Raw genomic sequence first — 16,886 nt, 5'->3', positions numbered from 1 at the left:
AAAGCCCGTACCAGACCGCTCGCCGAAGCGATTGAGCGACAGGTCAATAGCAAAACTTGTAGCCTTGCGACATCTTCTTAACTGATCAACCAGGCGCGCACTCAGATCTCGCACCCAATGAGAGCGCCTGCACAATATTGGAGCAACCATGACCGAGCCCTTGATTCTTCAACCCGTCAAGCCCGCAGACGCCTGCGTTATCTGGCTGCACGGCCTGGGCGCCGATCGCTACGACTTCTTGCCGGTGGCCGAGGCGTTGCAGGAAACCCTGCTGACCACCCGCTTCGTTCTCCCTCAGGCACCGACCTGCGCCGTGACCATCAACGGTGGTTACGAAATGCCGAGCTGGTACGACATATTGGCCATGAGCCCGGCGCGCGCGATCAACCGCGAGCAGCTGGAAGCGTCCGCGCAAAGGGTCTTTGAATTGATCCAAGAGCAGCACGCCGGCGGAATAGACGCATCGCGGATTTTCCTCGCAGGTTTTTCCCAGGGTGGTGCCGTGGTGTTGCACACCGCTTTTCTGAAATGGCAGGGGCCGTTGGGTGGCGTACTTGCCCTCTCTACTTATGCGCCGACCTTCAGCGATGAACTGGAGCTTTCAGCCAGCCAGCAGCGCATTCCGGTGCTGTCTTTACACGGCCAGTATGATGACGTCGTTCAAAACTCCATGGGCCGGACCGCCTACGAGTATTTAAAGCAGCTTGGTGTCACCGTGACATGGCAGGAATACCCAATGGGCCACGAAGTGTTACCCGAGGAAATTCGCGATATCGGCGTCTGGCTCGCCGAGCGCTTGCGTTAACCACGTATGTAAAAACAGCCCATTGATCCATCCCACTACGCCGCGCCCGATTCTTGCATTACACTGGCCGGCGTATATTCCTTAACCAATTGATGAGATGACCGTGCTCAAAGCACTCAAGAAAATGTTCGGTAAAAGCGAGACTGAGCAGCTCGCGCCAGTCTCCAACGCTCCGTCTCACCATCCCAGCCACCGCACCGACGGTAATCAGTCTGGCCGGACCGCAGCCGTAGCGGTACCGAAGCACGAGCCGATGACCACACCGGCAGTCCAACCCGTTGAGGCTCAAGCCTCTGAAGAACCGCGCAGCGAAGCTGCGAAACCTGCCAGACCGCGTCGCGAAGCCAAGCCAAAAGCGCCGGTTATCCCTTGGAAACTCGAAGACTTCGCCGTCGACCCCCAGGAAGGCAAAACCCGTTTTCACGATTTCAAACTCGCCCCCGAACTGATGCACGCCATCCAGGACCTGGGCTTCCCGTATTGCACGCCGATTCAGGCACAGGTGCTTGGCTTCACCCTGGCGGGCAAAGACGCCATCGGTCGCGCCCAGACCGGCACCGGCAAAACCGCTGCATTCCTGATTTCGATCATCACCCAACTGCTGCAAACCCCGCCGCCCAAAGAGCGTTACATGGGTGAGCCGCGGGCGCTAATCATCGCGCCAACCCGTGAATTGGTGGTGCAGATCGCCAAGGATGCGGCGGACCTGACCAAGTACACCGGTCTCAACGTCATGACGTTTGTCGGTGGCATGGACTTCGACAAGCAGCTCAAGCACCTCGAAGCCCGTCACTGCGACATCCTCGTGGCCACACCGGGCCGTCTGCTGGACTTCAACCAGCGCGGTGACGTGCACCTGGACATGGTCGAAGTCATGGTGCTGGACGAAGCCGACCGGATGCTCGACATGGGTTTCATCCCACAAGTGCGTCAGATCATTCGCCAGACTCCGCCGAAGGACGAGCGTCAGACGCTGCTGTTCTCCGCGACCTTCACCGAAGACGTGATGAACCTGGCCAAGCAATGGACCACCGACCCGTCGATCGTCGAGATCGAGTCGCAGAACGTGGCCAGCGAAAACGTCGAGCAACACATCTACGCCGTGGCCGGCGCCGACAAATACAAACTGCTCTACAACCTGGTCAACGACAACGGTTGGGAGCGAGTGATGGTGTTCGCCAACCGCAAGGACGAAGTGCGAAGCATCGAAGAACGCCTGGTGCGTGATGGCGTCAACGCCGCGCAGCTGTCCGGCGACGTGCCGCAGCACAAGCGCATCAAGACCCTGGAAGGTTTCCGCGAAGGCAAGATCCGCGTATTGGTCGCCACCGATGTTGCCGGTCGCGGCATTCACATCGACGGCATCAGCCACGTGATCAACTTCACCCTGCCGGAAGTCCCGGACGATTATGTGCACCGCATCGGCCGTACCGGTCGTGCCGGCGCCGATGGCGTGTCCATCAGTTTTGCCGGTGAAGATGATTCCTACCAGCTACCGTCTATCGAGGCGCTGCTAGGTCGCAAGATCAGCTGCGAAACGCCACCGACGCATCTGCTGCGGGCGGTTGAGCGCAAGCGCCCGTAACGCGGGACGCACTAAAAGAGGCGCAGCCGGAAACGGACTGCGCTTTTTTTTCGTCCGGCTTTTTTTCAACAGGAGCTTGCTCGCGATAACTAAAAGTCCATAATGGACAAATTAGTTTACTTCCAGCTCCCGGAGCCGACCATGTCCAGTACGCCTTACGTGATCACCCAACCTCAGGCCAGCGAGTTGCTGGCGCAGGTCGACGTGCCGCAGATCCTGCGCAAACTGTTCCGCGACCTGGCCGCCGGGCAAGCTGTGCAACCGTCGCAGCAGCTAGTGGAGTTTCCACAGGGCGCTGGCGACTTCATCAACTATCTGGGCGTACTGGCCGAAGACGGCGTTTACGGGGTCAAGACCTCGCCGTACATCGTGCGTGAACAAGGCCCGCTGGTGACCGCCTGGACGCTGCTGATGTCGATGCGGACCGGCCAGCCGTTGCTGCTCTGCGATGCCGGTGAACTGACCACGGCACGCACCGCTGCAACAACCGCAGTGGCGGTCGACGCCCTCGCCCCGCTGAAGGCCCGACGCCTGGCGATCATCGGCAGCGGCAAGGTCGCCCAGGCGCACTTGCACTACGCCAAAGGTCTGCGCGACTGGCAGAGCATCAGCCTCTACTCGCCGAGCCTGAGCGACAAGAATCCCGAAGTATTGGCACAGCTCCAAAGTCTCGATCCTCGGCTGACCATCGTCGACAGTCGTGAAGCAGCGGTTCAAGACGCCGATGTGATCATGCTCTGCACCTCGTCCGCAGGTCCGGTGATCGACCCTTCAAGCTTGAGCAAACCGGCGCTGATCACCTCCATCAGCACCAACGCACCACGTGCCCACGAGGTGCCGCCGCAGAGCCTCAATGACATGCAAGTGTTCTGCGACTATCGTCTGACCACCCCGGGCTCGGCCGGCGAGATGCTGATTGCCGGTGAACAACATGGCTGGGACAAAAACGCGATCATCGGCGACCTGCCCGATCTGCTCAGCGAAAAAGTCCAGCGCCCCGACTACGACCGTCATGTGTTCTTCCGCTCTATCGGTCTGGGCCTGGAAGATATCGCACTGGCCAATGCCATCTACCGCCTACAGCACTAACACCACAAACCCAAGGGATCACTACAATTTCGGCATTTGCGCCCATCAGGAGACGTTCATGAGCCAGGCAGATTTCATCATCATCGGCGGCGGGATTGCCGGTGCTTCCACCGGTTTCTGGTTGTCGCAGCACGCCCGAGTGATCGTGCTCGAACGCGAGTCCCATCCGGCTTACCACTCCACCGGACGTTCAGCTGCACTGTTCACCGCCGCATACGGCACACCGCAGGTTCGGGCGCTGACCCAAGCCAGCCACGACTTCTTCGACGCGCCGCCGGCCGGTTTCTGCGAACACCCGCTGCTGACCCCGCGTGGCGAGATGACCGTGGACTTCACCGGCGACCCGGCCGAACTGAACAATCAATACCAGAGCGCCAAAGCCACGGTGCCGGAAATGCAGCTGCTCAGCGCCGATGAAGCCTGCGTGCGCTTGCCGATCCTGCGCCGGGAAAAAGTCCATGGCGCGATTTATGACCCGACCGCCAGCGACATCGACACCGATGCCCTGCACCAGGGTTACCTGCGCGGTATCCGACGCAACAAGGGCGAAGTTCATACCGACAGTCAAGTCCTGAGCCTGACCCGTGATACCGAAGGTGTCTGGCAAGTACACACCAACGGTCAGACCTTCAGCGCCCCGATCATCATCAACGCGGCAGGCGCCTGGGCCGACAAAATCGGTGAGCTGGCCGGTGCCAAACCACTGGGCCTGCAACCCAAGCGGCGCGCGGCGTTCATCTTCGCCGGCCCCGAGGGCGTGGACATCCACCATTGGCCAATGCTGGTCAGCCTCGACGAATCCTTCTACATGAAGCCCGACGCGGGGATGTTTCTCGGCTCGCCAGCCAACGCCGACCCGGTAGAACCGCACGACGTGCAGCCCGAAGAGCTGGACATCGCGATGGGCATCTACCAGATCGAAGAAGCCACCACCCTGACCATCCGCCGTCCGACCCGCACCTGGGCCGGCTTGCGCAGTTTCGTGAGCGACGGTGATTTGCTGTCCGGTTTCGATCCGCAGGTGCCGGGGTTATTCTGGGTAGCGGCACAAGGCGGTTATGGCATCCAGACCTCGCCGGCCATGGGCCAGGCCAGCGCTGCACTGGTGCGCGGTGAAGCCATGCCCGAGCAACTGACTCGCTTCGGTCTGAACACCGAGATGCTCTCCCCCGCGCGACTCAGGTGACGTGTCGACACGATTGCGGCAAACTTCCAGCGCCCTTTTTTGACGGGGCGCTGATGCTGTCTGGAGCTCCACTTTATGAACGCCCAAGAACAAGAACCGGTCGGTGATGACTCTGCATTGAAGAGCTCGCCGCTGGATAACTTCCGCGCGATCGCCGATGCCATCGCCACGTTGTTCTTTCCTCACGCCGAGGTGGTGCTGCACGACCTGCGTACCCAGAAGGTCGACTACATCGCCAACAACTTGTCCAAACGGGAAATTGGTGACGACTCGGCGCTGGAGGACATGCTCAGCGAAGAGATCAGCGAACGAAACATCGGGCCGTACGAAAAGCTCAATTGGGATGGTCAGAAGATTCGCAGCCTGAGCAGCGTGCTGCGCGACAGTGAAGGCCGTCCGCTGGCGGTGCTGTGCATCAATCTGAATATTTCGCTGTTCGAAAATGCCAAGGCCGCTTTGGATCTGTTCCTGTCACCGAGCAAGTTGATTCCGCAACCCGATTCGCTGTTTCGCGATGACTGGCAGGAGCGGATCAACACCTTCCTCCACGCCTGGCTGCGCGAACGTCAGCTGAGCCTGAACCTGCTGACCCGCGACCATAAACGCGAACTGGTGCTGGCCCTGCACGCCGAAGGCGCCTTCAAAGGTAAAAGCGCCTCCAACTATGTGGCGAACGTGCTGAACATGGGCCGGGCGACGGTGTACAAACACTTGAAGGAAGTGAAGGGCTGAGCTCCCTCGCCGCAGACCACCCGGCGTTAGCGTTACTCCAACGCCGAAGCCGGTCCGAAGAATTCGTAACGGCTTTGCTTCTCCGGCACACCCAGCGCTTTGAGGTGACGTTTGACCGCCGCCATGAAGCCTTTAGGCCCGAGGAAGTACGCGTCCAGATCACGCTGTTGCGGCAACCACTCGCCCAGTTGCTCCTGGCTCAACCGGCCAACCTTGTGCGCCGACGGGCTCACGCCATCATCTTCGTCGTAGCAATAGAAGCGTTTGAGTTGCGGGTGACGCTCGGCCAGGCCATCGATCCAGTCGCGGAAAGCGTGAACGCTACCGTTACGCGCGCAGTGAATAAAGTGCACCGGCCGTTCAGTCGCCAGCGCCGCTTCGAGCATCGCCAGCGTCGGAGTGATCCCGACGCCGCCGCTGATCAGCACCAACGGTTTGTCGCTTTCGGTCAGGGTGAATTCGCCCGATGGCGGGAACAGCTGGATGCTGGAGCCCACATGCAGCTGATCATGCAGATGGTTCGAGGCACGGCCACCGGTTTCACGCTTGACACTGATGCGGTACTGGCCCTGGTTCGCCAAGGCAGACAGCGAATAGTTACGACGAATCTCTTCGCCATCGAGGATCAGTTTGATGCCGATGTACTGGCCTGGCTCTGCCGCCAGAATCGGGCCTTTGTCGGCCGGTTCGAAGTAGAACGAGATGATTTCCGCACTCTCCTCGACCTTGTCCACCACGATGAATTCCCGCGCCCCGCGCCAGCCGCCCGGTGCCTGTTCCTTTTGGTCGTAGATGCTGGTTTCGGCGCCGATCAGGATGTCGGCCAGTTGACCGTAAGCAGCCCCCCAGGCGGCCATCACTTCAGGTGTGGCGATCTCGTCGCCCAGCACTTCGGAGATGGCTCGCAGCAGGCAGGTGCCGACAATCGGGTAATGTTCCGGGAGGATTTGCAGGGCCACGTGCTTGTTGATGATCTTGGCCACGAGGTCGCCCAACTGGTCGAGTTGGTCAATGTGCCGCGCATACATCAAGACACCGTTTGCCAGGGCGCGCGGCTGATCACCGCTGGCCTGGTGAGCCTGGTTGAACAGCGGGCGAACTTCCGGGTACTCGGACAGCATCATGCGGTAGAAATGAGTGATCAATGCTTCGCCACCGCTTTCCAGCAAGGGCACGGTGGATTTGACGATTGCACGGTCTTGAACGCTAAGCATAAGGCGACTCCTGATCTACTTGGGTTGCTAACTGACTGTCTTGTACTTATCAGTTTCCGTGCCAGAAAATAAAACCCTATAAATCAATTAGTTAAGTTCTTTATAGTCATATCGACACACACTGACTTATAGTCATACCGACTACATGGAGTCACTATGACTGCAAAAGCCTTGCTCACCACCCTGCTGCCACTGGTCTCCGACCTCTCCCGCGAACTCCCCGAAGGCGAACGCTATCGGCGCTTGCTCGAAGCCATGCGCGCCTTGCTCCCGTGCGACGCTGCCGCCCTGCTGCGACTTGATGGCGAATGGCTGGTGCCACTGGCCGTCGACGGGCTGAGTACCGACACCCTCGGCCGACGCTTCAAAGTCAGCGAACACCCGCGTTTCGAAGCGCTGCTCAGCAGCCACGGTCCGACCCGTTTCGCCGCCGACAGCGACTTGCCCGACCCTTACGACGGCTTGGTCGATGGCCTTGACGATCATCTGGAAGTCCACGACTGCATGGGTTGCCCGCTGTTTATCGACGAGCGTCCATGGGGTTTGCTGACCCTCGACGCACTCGATCCGGAGCGCTTCGAACCGATCGAGCTGGACGCCCTGGAAGCTTTCGCCAGCCTCGCCGCCGCCACGGTCAACGCCGCCGAGCGCATCGAACGCCTGGCCAATCGTGTCGAAGACGAACATCAGCGTGCCGAGGTTTACCGACAAGCCAGCGGCCAGCAGAACCGCGAGATGATTGGCCAGAGCAAGGCCCACAAACGGCTGGTGGAAGAAATCAATCTGGTGGGCGGCAGCGATCTTACCGTGCTGATCACCGGCGAAACCGGGGTCGGCAAGGAACTGGTCGCCCAAGCCATCCACGCCGCATCGCCCCGGGCCGACAAGCCGATCATCAGCCTCAACTGCGCCGCGCTGCCGGACACGCTGGTGGAGAGCGAATTGTTCGGCCACGTCCGCGGCGCCTTCACCGGCGCGATGAACGATCGGCGCGGCAAGTTTGAACTGGCCAATGGCGGCACGCTGTTTCTCGATGAGGTCGGTGAGCTGTCCCTGACCGTCCAGGCCAAATTGCTGCGAGTCCTGCAAAGTGGTCAGCTGCAGCGATTGGGGTCGGATAAAGAACACCAGGTGGACGTGCGTCTGATCGCCGCGACTAACCGCGACCTGGCCGAGGAAGTGCGCAGTGGCCGCTACCGTGCCGACTTCTATCACCGCCTGAGCGTTTATCCGTTGCTGGTGCCAGCACTGCGTGATCGTGGGCGGGATGTGCTGCTGCTCAGCGGCTACTTCCTGGAGCAAAACCGCTCTCGCATGGGCCTCAACAGCCTGCGCCTGAACAGCGATGCGCAGGCTGCATTGCTGGCGTACGCATGGCCGGGCAATGTGCGGGAGCTGGAGCACTTGATTGGCCGCAGTGCCTTGAAAGCACTGGGTAACTGCAAGGAGCGGCCGAAGATTCTCAGCTTGAGCGCGGCGGATCTGGATTTGCCCAATGGCAGCGTTGAGCTTGCAACCGAGCCAGCCCCTGTCAGCCCTGCTGCTTTGGTCTCGGGAGACTTGCGGGTGGCGACCGAGGATTATCAGCGTCGACTGATCAACGCCTGTCTGGAACGGCACCATAACAATTGGGCGAGTGCGGCGCGTGAGCTAGGCTTGGATCGGGCGAATCTTGGAAGAATGGCCAAACGCCTGGGCATGAAATAACCCGATCTCCTGTAGCAGCTGCCGAAGGCTGCGTCCGAGGACGAAGTCCTCGCCAAACGATTCACCGTGTTGTATCTGATGCACCGGGGACAGGGTTTACGACTGCTACGCAGCCGAACGCAGCCTTCGGCAGCTGCTACTTAGGATCGCGTTGGTCGGCAATACCGGGGAATAACCCTAAAGCCTGCCCGCAACAAGTCGATAACCCGGCATCGATAGCTGTTGGCGATCCTCGCGGTCGCCCATCACCTTTTTCCACAGAAGGTTTTTATGTCTTCAAACAAAGCCCGCGCAGACTCACTTTCGCTTCTGCTGTTTACCTTGCGCAGCGGCAAGCTGATGGCGATCAACCTGCTGAAAGTCAGTGAAATCATTCCCTGTCCACCGCTGACCAAACTGCCGGAGTCGCATCCCCACGTCAAAGGCATCGCCACCCTGCGCGGTGCCTCGTTGTCGGTGATCGACCTCAGCCGTGCCATCGGCGAACGACCGCTGGAAGACCCGAACGGTGGCTGCCTGATCGTCACCGATGTCAGCCGCTCCAAGCAGGGGTTGCACGTTCAGGCGGTGAGCAAGATCGTCCACTGCCTGACCACCGACATCCGTCCGCCGCCCTTTGGCTCTGGCGGCGTGCGCTCGTACATCACTGGCGTGACCTCGGTCGACGGCACGTTGGTACAGGTGCTGGACATCGAAAAAGTGATCCATGGCATCGCCCCGGCGCAGATCGAAACGGCCCCGACCGAACTGAGCATGGAGGACGCCGAAGTACTCGGCAACGCGCGGATTCTGGTGGTCGATGACAGCCAGGTGGCGTTGCAGCAATCGGTTCACACCTTGCGCAACCTCGGCCTGCAATGCCACACCGCGCGCAGTGCCAAGGAAGCCATCGACTGCCTGCTGGACCTGCAAGGCACGGCCCAGCAGATCAACCTGATCGTCTCGGACATCGAAATGTCGGAGATGGACGGTTACGCATTTACCCGAACCCTGCGCGAAACCCCGGACTTCTCGCACCTCTATGTGCTGCTGCACACCTCTCTGGACAGCGCGATGAACAGCGAAAAGGCCCGTCTTGCCGGCGCGAACGCGGTGTTGACCAAGTTCTCCTCGCCAGAACTGACCAAGTGCCTGATCGAAGCGGCCAAGGCTGTCGCTGAACAAGGTCATTGAGTCTTGGCCGAGGACTTCTGCTTTCTGATGCGGCGCAACCTTGCTGAAGGTGTGCCTGCGATCGCTTGGCCTCAGGAAATCGTCCTCAGCGAATACCGCCCCGATCTGGCAGACGCCGTTCATCGTTTGATGGAACTGGGCTATCAGGACGGTGGCGGTCGCGTGCCGGCCCTGGACGTCTGGCAGCAGCGATTTGAAACCGATCCGGAATACGACCCGACCCTGTGCTTCATCGCTCTGGATGCCGAAGGTATTGTGGGTGTTTGCCAGTGCTGGACAAGTGCCTACATCAAAAACCTGGTAGTGCATCCACGAGCTCAGGGGCAAGGATTAGGACGTGCGTTGCTGCTACATGCTTTCAAGATATTTCAGCAACGACGCGAAGGTTTTGTGGATTTGAAGGTGCTGGAAGACAACCTTCGGGCGCAGCGTTTGTATGAAAACGCCGGAATGCGCGTGGTCCGCCGGGAACCGGTTCCGGCCTGACATACTCAGACCTTGGTCAATACCCACCCACGGATGCCAGAACATGAAAGCCTCAACCCTGACCCTCCTCTGCCTCACCGCTCTCGCCTCCCAGGCCCACGCCTCCAGCCCCGACGCCTGGGCCGCCTACGACAAAGCCGTGCTCGCCAGTTGCACCAAGGCCAGCGGCCTGAAGAATGCCAAACCCGTGGGCAATGCCGCGCAGTTCGATGACCGGGTTGGCTACACCGCACTTCTGTTGCAAGGCCAATACCCGCAAAAACACATGAAAGGCCAGCAAGGCACCGAACTGTGTCTGTACAACAAGAAAAGCAAAACCGCTTACGTCACCGAATGGGACTCCATCCGCCCCACCACCAAGGCACAGTGACTGGCGCATAACTTGCTTCGACAGTGGCCTTTGCGGCGGCATTCTGTCGCCGTTTCATGTCCTTTTATGCGACTGGCCGTTCAATGAATACGACGTTTTCCTGCGTAGGTTGTGGCAAATGCTGCAACGACCACCACGTGCCCCTGACCCTGCCCGAAGCCCGGATGTGGGCGGCCGATGGTGGTCAGGTGATCGTGCTGGTGGAAGGTTTCCTGGGCAATGGCCTGGGCCTGCCAGTGCAGCAACGCGAACACGCCGAACGCCGTTCGGTGAGGGTTCGAAGCGGCGCATCCGAGGCGTACATCGCCATCACCTTTGCCGCCTACAACGTCGGTCCTTGCCGGAATCTTGACGAAGACAACCTCTGCCGCATCTACGAACGCCGACCGTTGGTGTGCCGCATCTACCCGATGGAAATCAATCCGCACATCCCCCTGAACATTGCCGTGAAGGAATGTCCTCCCGAGTCGTGGGAAACGGGACCGGATCTGATTGTCGGTGGTGAATTGGTGGATCAGGAACTGGTCGGATTAATCCAGCGCTCCCGTCAGGCTGATCGCGATGACATTCGGACCAAGGATGCGATTTGCGCGTTGTTGGGGATTCGGACTACAGCACTGAAGGGCGATGGCTTTACTGCTTATCTGCCGGACATGACCGCGTTTGCGAGTGTCATCGATCAGGTTGCGGCGCAGCCATTGGCTGAGTCAGGCGCTGACTGGTTGTTTCATGTGTCGGGCGAGGACATCGCCGGGCAGGTGCAGGCGGCCGGGGCGCATGTGGCGACTGATGCTCCTGAGAATTACGCGTTCATTTCGTTGCGGGCAGCCTAAGACGCATGACTTCGGAACCACTGCGCAATCCCGTTGCGCAGTGGCTCGTCGTCAAAAGAATTAGCTGGCCGTCACCGCCAGACATTCCACTTCTACCCGCGCGTTCTCGACCAACTTGCCGGCAAATGTCGTACGTGCGGGCAAACGATCCGCCGGAAAGAAACTGCGATACACAGCATTCATGGCGGAAAAATCCCTTATGTCGGCAAGGATGACCGTGCATTTGGCCACTTGAGCCAGGGACGAACCGCTGCGTTGCAGCGCGGTACGCAAGTTCTCCATGACCTGGGTCGTCTGCGGGCCGATGCCGCCCTTCACCAGTTCACCATCAGCCCCTAGGCCGAGCACCCCGGAAAGGTAAAGGGTCTCGCCGATCTGCACCGCATCGGAGAATGCCAGACCTTCCTCATTCGGAAAGTAGCGCGGTGATTCCGGTGCTGCGGGTGGCAAATAACGCTGGGTAATCGCCTGGTACTGGCCATTTTGCTTAAGACGCTCGAGCGCCGCATTCAGGTTATCGCGCAGCAGGGTGTCGGTTTTTCGCACAGCCATGGCCACGCCACTGCCCAGCATGGAGTCCTTGAGAGGGGCACCGGCAAACTCGAAAGCTTGCCCTTGGGGCAGACTTAATAACGCTTGGGTAATTTCAATCGAGTCTTGCAGGGTTGCATCGATATCACCCGCCAACAGGCTGGCGACCAAATGGTTGTTGAAACTGAAACTGCGCACCGTCACCCCGGCCGCCGCCCAGCGAGCCTTGGCGAAAGCCTCGCGACTTGTGCCCGCAAGGACGCCGACACGCTTGCCCTTGAGTGATTGCGCATCCGGCTGCAGATTCGAGCCCACGCGAGCCACCAGACGGTTACTCAAGGGATACAGGTTTTCGGTGAAATCAACCCGCTCGCGACGCGCAGAGGTGGCGGTCATCGGCATGATCACGTCGAAACGGTTGACTTCAAGGGCATGAATATTGGTGGCGTAATCCTGGTCGACCCAGACACAGCGGGATTTGAGTTCGGCACACAGCGCGTTGCCCAACTCGATATTCAATCCGACCAGCTCACCCTTGTCGTTACGGCTCTCGAACGGCGGAACCAGCGCTTCGACGCCGAAACGGATCTGTGGATCGGGCGCAGACGACATGCAGCCAGTGGTCAGGGCCACCAGCGACAGTAGAGAGAGGGTTTTTACCAGAGTCATTTCGGCGGCCTTCATCAAGAATTCACGGGTATGAATCTTCGACGAGCGGCCACCTTTTCCCCAGAGGACGAATCGCTCATCCTTGTGGGAACTGTCTCAAAAACAGGAGAAACAATTACCGGTCAACAAAACGCCTGACAGTCAGCGTTTACCCATCGAGCGACGAGTGCCGGGAGGCGCAGCGCCGGGGGTCTTGGCATGGCCGTTCTTGGCGCCATTCTTGTACCAGGGCTGACTGGCGTTCTTCGCTGCGGCCAGGTCGCCCGGCTTGAACGGGAACTTGAACGCCGGGATCTCGGCTTTGGTTTCGCTGTCTGCGCTGGAGTCGACGCTGTCTGGCAGGTCTGCCTGGTCGTCGCTCAAAGCGTCGGCAACCGGCGGTTGTGTCGGGGAAGTCATGAAAGCTCCGGGTGATGCAATAGAGTCGGGCCCGGTCAGCGAGCCGCGAAAGGCGGCAGTATACCTGTGTCGGAAGCAGCAAGCTTCAAGCCGCAAGCGAGTCCGTCGGGTTTTGTGTCTTGGTCGGTGAGGGTCAAGACGGTATCTACAGGGGATCGGCGTCGACCCGCAGAGGTCCAAACTGACAGCACCGTCAGTTAGCAGTCACCTTCCTGACGGGCGAACAGGTTTATAAAGGAAGGTATCAACCTGAAAAAAATCCGACCATCCAGCTCCGGCGCCCCACTCGCATGCGAATTCAGAAAAAACCCGCCCTGCTCGCAGCCCTTCTGATCGTTCTGGCAGCGCTGGGCCTGTGGTACGCCATCAAGCCCGCGACCACCACACTGACCGCGCCCTCTGCTATCCCCGTTCGGGTAGTGAACGTCGTCGAAAAAGATGTCCCCCGCTACGTCAGCGGCATCGGCTCGGTGCTGTCGCTGCACAGCGTGGTAGTGCGTCCGCAAATCGACGGCATCCTCACCAAAATCCTGGTCAAGGAAGGCCAACCGGTGAACAAAGGCGACCTGTTGGCCACCATCGATGACCGCTCGATCCGCGCCAGTCTCGATCAGGCACGAGCGCAATTGGGCGAAAGTCAGGCGCAATTGCAAGTCGCGCTGGTCAACCTCAAGCGTTACAAGTTATTGAGCGTGGACGACGGCGTTTCCAAACAGACTTATGACCAGCAACAGGCGTTGGTCAACCAACTCAAAGCCACCGCCCAAGGTAACCAGGCCTCGATCGACGCCGCTCAGGTGCAGCTCTCCTACACACAGATTCGCTCCCCGGTGACCGGTCGCGTCGGTATTCGCACAGTGGATGAAGGCAACTTCCTGCGCATGACCGACGCTCAAGGCCTGTTCACGGTGACCCAGATCGACCCGATCGCCGTGGAGTTCTCCCTGCCACAGCAAATGCTGCCGACCCTCCAGGGTCTGATCGGCGACCCACAACGTGCAAAAGTGAAGGCCTACATCGGCGCCGACACTGACGGCGAAACCGGCAACCTGCTCGGCGAAGGTCATTTGACCCTGATCGACAACCAGATCAACGCCAACACCGGGACCATTCGCGCCAAAGCTGAATTCAACAACCCCGGGCAGAAACTCTGGCCGGGTCTGCTGGTGACGGTAAAAATTCAGACAGCGCTGGATAAAGATGCGCTGGTGGTGCCGCCCACCGTCGTACAACGCGGTCTCGATCAACATTTCGTGTACCGGGTCAACGGCGACAAGGTCGAAACCGTCACAGTACAAATGGTCTATCAAGGCAGCGGCCAGGACATCATCAAAGGCGTTAAACCGGGCGACGTGCTGGTCAGCGACGGCCAGTCGCGGCTCAAGCCCGGCTCGACGGTGCACGTAGTGACTGACCCGCCGCAAGTGGTCCAATCGGAGCCGAAACCATGAAGGGCCATGGCTCGGTCTCTGCCTGGTGCATCGACCATCCGGTGGCGACGATCCTGCTGACTTTTGCACTGGTGCTGCTCGGTGTTATCGCCTTCCCGCGCCTGCCCATCGCGCCGTTGCCGGAAGCAGAATTTCCGACCATTCAGGTGGCCGCGCAATTACCCGGTGCCAGCCCGGAGACCATGGCTTCATCGGTGGCCACGCCGCTTGAAGTGCAATTCAGCGCCATCCCCGGCGTGACCCAGATGACCTCGAGCAGCGCACTGGGCTCGACCAACCTGACCCTGCAATTCACCCTCGACAAAAGCATCGACACCGCCGCTCAGGAAGTGCAGGCCGCGATCAACACCGCCGCCGGCAAACTGCCCAAAGACATGCCGAACCTGCCGACCTGGAGGAAGGTCAACCCGGCCGACAGCCCGGTGCTGATCCTCAGCATCAACTCACCGCAAATGCCCGGCACCGAAGTCAGTGACCTGGTGGAAACCCTGCTCGCCCGTCAGATCAGTCAGATCGACGGCGTAGGACAAATCAACATCACCGGCCAGCAACGTCCGGCGATCCGCGTACAGGCCTCGGCGGACAAGCTCGCTGCCATCGGCCTGACGCTGGCGGACATTCGTCTGGCGATCCAGAACACCAGCCTCAACCTGGCCAAAGGTGCGTTGTACGGCGAGTCGAGTATTTCGACGCTGTCGACCAACGACCAGTTGTTCCATCCTGAGGAATACAGCCAACTCATCGTTTCCTACAAGGACGGTGCCCCGGTTCACCTCAAGGATGTGGCCAAAGTCGTCAACGGTTCGGAAGATGCCTACGTGCAAGCCTGGGCCGGTGATAAACCTGGGGTGAACCTGGTGATTTCCCGGCAACCGGGCGCCAACATCGTCGAAACCGTGGATCGCATCCAGGCCGCCTTGCCCGGTTTGGAAGCCATGCTGCCGGCCTCGGTGCAGGTCAAGGTGTTGATCGACCGCACCCAGACTATCCGCGCTTCGCTGCATGAGGTGGAAGTCACCCTGCTGATCGCGATCATGCTGGTGGTGGCGGTGATGGCGCTGTTCCTGCGGCAATTGTCAGCGACCCTGATCGTGGCGTCGGTGCTCGGTGTGTCCCTGATCGCCAGTTTCGCCCTGATGTACATCATGGGTTTCAGCCTGAACAACCTGACGCTGGTGGCGATCGTGGTGGCCGTGGGGTTTGTGGTCGACGATGCGATTGTGGTGGTGGAGAACATTCACCGTCACCTTGAGGCTGGCGACGGCATGCGCGAGGCGGCGATCAAAGGTGCCGGCGAGATTGGTTTCACCGTCGTCTCCATCAGCTTTTCGCTGGTGGCGGCGTTTATTCCGTTGCTCTTCATGGGCGGCGTGGTCGGGCGGCTGTTCAAGGAATTCGCCCTGACCGCCACTTCGACGATCATGATTTCGGTGGTGGTCTCACTGACCTTGGCGCCAACGCTTGCCGCGCTGTTCATGCGCGCGCCGGTGCATCACGCCCACAGCAAACCTACGTTTGGCGAACGCTTGCTGACAGGCTATGAAAAACTTCTACGCCGCGCCCTAGCCCACCAGAAGCTGATGATCGGGGTGTTCTGCCTGTCTCTGGGCCTGGCGATTGCCGGTTACATCTTTATCCCCAAGGGCTTCTTCCCGGTGCAGGACACCGGTTTCGTCCTCGGCACCACCGAAGCGGCCGCCGATATTTCCTACGGCGACATGGTGAAAAAACACCTGGCGATGGCCGAAATCGTCGCCGCAGATCCGGCGGTCGCGGCGTTTTCCCACTCGGTCGGCGTCTCCGGCAGCAACCAGACCATCGCCAACGGTCGCTTCTGGATCTCCCTGAAAAAGCGCGGCGACCGCGACGTCTCCGCCAGCCAGTTCATTGACCGGATTCGTCCGCAACTGATGAAAGTCCCGGGCATCGTGCTGTACCTGCGCGCCGGGCAGGACATCAACCTCAGCTCCGGCCCGAGCCGCGCGCAGTACCAATACGTGCTCAAGAGCAACGACGGCGCGACCCTCAGCACCTGGACCCAGCGCCTGACGGAAAAACTGCGCGCCAACCCGGCGTTCAGCGACATTTCCAACGACCTGCAACTGGGCGGCAGCATCACCCACATCAGCATCGACCGCAGCGCCGCCGCGCGTTTCGGCCTGACCGCCAGCGATGTCGATGAAGCGCTGTACGACGCCTTCGGCCAGCGGCAGATCAATGAATTCCAGACTCAGATCAACCAATACAACGTGATTCTGGAACTGGACACCAAGCAGCGCGGCAAGGCTGAAAGCCTCAACTATTTCTACCTGCGCTCGCCGCTGAGCGGGGAAATGGTGCCGCTGTCGGCGCTGGCCAAATTCGATGCGCCCACCGTCGGTCCGCTGTCCATCGCCCATGACGGCATGTTCCCCGCCGCCAACCTATCGTTCAACCTCGCGCCCGGTGTGGCACTGGGCGATGCGGTGATCATGCTCAACCAGGCCAAGGCCGAAATCGGCATGCCGGCCGCCATGAGCGGCAACTTCCAGGGCGCGGCCCAGGCGTTCCAGAGTTCGCTGGCCAGCCAGCCATGGCTGATCCTGGCGGCGTTGGTGGCGGTGTACATCATTCTCGGCGTGCTTTACGAGAGCTTCGTCCATCCGCTGACCATCAT

15 protein-coding genes are annotated in these 16,886 nt (G+C 60.1%); 12 read left to right on the top strand and 3 right to left on the bottom strand.

Annotated elements, in window-relative coordinates; all coding sequences use genetic code 11:
• Nucleotides 1-148 precede the first annotated feature (148 nt).
• The 5 genes from WLY71_RS08430 (at nucleotide 149) to WLY71_RS08410 (ending at nucleotide 5,397) form a co-directional block, all read left to right on the top strand.
• On the top strand, nucleotides 149-805 hold the full coding sequence (locus tag WLY71_RS08430) for an alpha/beta hydrolase (RefSeq protein ID WP_347803203.1): 657 nt from the start codon (nucleotides 149-151) through the stop codon (nucleotides 803-805).
• Nucleotides 806-902: 97 nt separating this feature from the next.
• Nucleotides 903-2,390, top strand: a complete 1,488-nt coding sequence (rhlB, locus tag WLY71_RS08425) for an ATP-dependent RNA helicase RhlB (RefSeq protein ID WP_347803202.1) — start codon at nucleotides 903-905, stop codon at nucleotides 2,388-2,390.
• A gap of 141 nt (nucleotides 2,391-2,531) precedes the next feature.
• On the top strand, nucleotides 2,532-3,479 hold the full coding sequence (locus tag WLY71_RS08420; RefSeq protein WP_347803201.1) for an ornithine cyclodeaminase family protein: 948 nt from the start codon (nucleotides 2,532-2,534) through the stop codon (nucleotides 3,477-3,479).
• Between the two features lie 58 nt (nucleotides 3,480-3,537).
• On the top strand, nucleotides 3,538-4,665 hold the full coding sequence (locus WLY71_RS08415) for an NAD(P)/FAD-dependent oxidoreductase (RefSeq protein ID WP_347803200.1): 1,128 nt from the start codon (nucleotides 3,538-3,540) through the stop codon (nucleotides 4,663-4,665).
• Between the two features lie 75 nt (nucleotides 4,666-4,740).
• On the top strand, nucleotides 4,741-5,397 hold the full coding sequence (locus WLY71_RS08410; protein ID WP_347803199.1) for a helix-turn-helix transcriptional regulator: 657 nt from the start codon (nucleotides 4,741-4,743) through the stop codon (nucleotides 5,395-5,397).
• Nucleotides 5,398-5,429: 32 nt separating this feature from the next.
• Here the strand turns inward: WLY71_RS08410 and hmpA are convergent, their stop codons facing one another.
• Complete coding sequence (hmpA, locus tag WLY71_RS08405) at nucleotides 5,430-6,611, bottom strand: NO-inducible flavohemoprotein (RefSeq protein ID WP_347803198.1); 1,182 nt, start codon at nucleotides 6,609-6,611, stop codon at nucleotides 5,430-5,432.
• Nucleotides 6,612-6,767: 156 nt separating this feature from the next.
• On the opposite strand from hmpA, the gene norR reads away from it, so the two are divergent.
• From norR to WLY71_RS08380, 5 genes are all read left to right on the top strand, one after another.
• Nucleotides 6,768-8,318 (top strand): nitric oxide reductase transcriptional regulator NorR, encoded by a 1,551-nt coding sequence (norR, locus tag WLY71_RS08400; RefSeq protein WP_347803197.1) that lies wholly within the window; start codon nucleotides 6,768-6,770, stop codon nucleotides 8,316-8,318.
• 270 nt (nucleotides 8,319-8,588) lie between these two features.
• Complete coding sequence (locus WLY71_RS08395; protein WP_008147551.1) at nucleotides 8,589-9,491, top strand: chemotaxis protein CheV; 903 nt, start codon at nucleotides 8,589-8,591, stop codon at nucleotides 9,489-9,491.
• A gap of 27 nt (nucleotides 9,492-9,518) precedes the next feature.
• The gene (locus tag WLY71_RS08390; RefSeq protein ID WP_347803196.1) at nucleotides 9,519-9,977 is read left to right on the top strand and encodes a GNAT family N-acetyltransferase; all 459 of its coding nucleotides are present in this window, start codon (nucleotides 9,519-9,521) and stop codon (nucleotides 9,975-9,977) included.
• Nucleotides 9,978-10,020: 43 nt separating this feature from the next.
• Entirely contained in the window at nucleotides 10,021-10,347 is a 327-nt protein-coding gene (locus tag WLY71_RS08385) for a hypothetical protein (RefSeq protein WP_347803195.1), read from the top strand.
• A gap of 83 nt (nucleotides 10,348-10,430) precedes the next feature.
• Complete coding sequence (locus tag WLY71_RS08380) at nucleotides 10,431-11,180, top strand: YkgJ family cysteine cluster protein (protein ID WP_347803194.1); 750 nt, start codon at nucleotides 10,431-10,433, stop codon at nucleotides 11,178-11,180.
• 60 nt (nucleotides 11,181-11,240) lie between these two features.
• Here the strand turns inward: WLY71_RS08380 and WLY71_RS08375 are convergent, their stop codons facing one another.
• Both WLY71_RS08375 and WLY71_RS08370 read right to left on the bottom strand, forming a co-directional pair.
• The gene (locus tag WLY71_RS08375; protein WP_347803193.1) at nucleotides 11,241-12,380 is read right to left on the bottom strand and encodes a transporter substrate-binding domain-containing protein; all 1,140 of its coding nucleotides are present in this window, start codon (nucleotides 12,378-12,380) and stop codon (nucleotides 11,241-11,243) included.
• A gap of 141 nt (nucleotides 12,381-12,521) precedes the next feature.
• On the bottom strand, nucleotides 12,522-12,779 hold the full coding sequence (locus tag WLY71_RS08370) for a hypothetical protein (RefSeq protein WP_347803192.1): 258 nt from the start codon (nucleotides 12,777-12,779) through the stop codon (nucleotides 12,522-12,524).
• 290 nt (nucleotides 12,780-13,069) lie between these two features.
• On the opposite strand from WLY71_RS08370, the gene WLY71_RS08365 reads away from it, so the two are divergent.
• Both WLY71_RS08365 and WLY71_RS08360 read left to right on the top strand, forming a co-directional pair.
• Entirely contained in the window at nucleotides 13,070-14,230 is a 1,161-nt protein-coding gene (locus tag WLY71_RS08365; RefSeq protein ID WP_347803191.1) for an efflux RND transporter periplasmic adaptor subunit, read from the top strand.
• Nucleotides 14,227-16,886 (top strand): efflux RND transporter permease subunit (locus WLY71_RS08360; protein WP_347803190.1); only part of this gene is annotated, 2,660 nt, incomplete at its 3' end. The genes WLY71_RS08365 and WLY71_RS08360, both read left to right, overlap by 4 nt.

This window comes from Pseudomonas rossensis, assembly GCF_039888995.1.
Lineage (GTDB): Bacteria > Pseudomonadota > Gammaproteobacteria > Pseudomonadales > Pseudomonadaceae > Aquipseudomonas > Aquipseudomonas rossensis.
The sequence above is the reverse complement of the archived record's forward strand: the minus strand, read 5'-3'. Positions and strand labels throughout refer to the sequence as shown.